The organism is Micromonospora sp. B11E3 (genome assembly GCF_039871625.1).
GTDB lineage: Bacteria > Actinomycetota > Actinomycetes > Mycobacteriales > Micromonosporaceae > Micromonospora.
On record NZ_JBDPMC010000225.1, the window covers coordinates 1 to 977 of the forward strand.

The following is a 977-nucleotide window of genomic DNA, read 5'->3' on the forward strand; positions in this document are numbered from 1 at the left end:
GATGCGGCACACCTTCGAGCGCTACCTGCGGGCTCCCGAACATCCGCAGCAGGCGACCTTCCTGGAGCTCTTCTTCGACCTAGCGTACATCTTCGCGTTCACCCGCATCTCCCAGCGCCTGGTCGACAACCTCGACCTGATCAACGCCGCGCAGACGCTGGTGCTGCTACTCGCGATCTTCTGGGTCTGGACCTTCACGGCGTGGTCGACCAACTTCTTCAACCCGGAGCGGGTCCAGATTCAACTCCTCGTCATCGCGAGCATGTTCGGCACCGTCGTGCTGACGATCGCGGTGCCCGGCGCGTTCGAAGCGCGGGGCCTGCTGTTCGCCGGCACCTACCTGCTCATCCACATCGCCCGCTCGCTCACCCTGCGGTACCTGCTGCGCGGCCACGAACTGCAGCACGTCCCCTACCTCGTGCTCTCCTGGTTCGGCCTCTCCGCCGCACCCTGGATCCTCGGCGCGTTCGCGCCAAGCCCGGTCCGCCTGGCGCTGTGGGCGCTGGCGATCGCCATCGACTACCTGGGCGGGATCCTGCTCTGGCCGACGCCGAAACTGGGCCGGATGCGGGAGTCGCAGTGGGCGTTCGCCCCGGAACATCTGGCCGAGCGGTACCGGCAGTTCTTCAACATCTCACTCGGCGAAACGATCCTGATCCTCGGTGCCACCTCCATCGCCGACAAGGCGACGTTTCTCCGGGCCGCCGCCCTGATAGTCGCCTTCGCCACCGCGGCGCTGATCTGGCGGATCTACTTCTACCAGGCGGCGCACACGCTGACCGACACCCTCAAATCGGCGAACCAACCGAACCGGCTCGGCCGGGCGGCGGCGAACGCCCACCTGGTGATGGTGGCCGGAGTCATCATCACCTCGGTCAGCTACCGGGCCTTCATCGACCAGCCGAACGGGCACACGCCAATCTCGTGGCTCCTGGTCATCCTCGGCGGACCGGCACTGTTCCTCGCCGGCCGCGCCC

1 protein-coding gene is annotated in these 977 nt (G+C 66.9%); it reads left to right on the forward strand.

Annotated features, from left to right (window positions below):
• The coding region (locus ABGB16_RS33785; RefSeq protein WP_347672110.1) for a low temperature requirement protein A at window positions 1–977 on the forward strand (977 nt) is incomplete at both ends.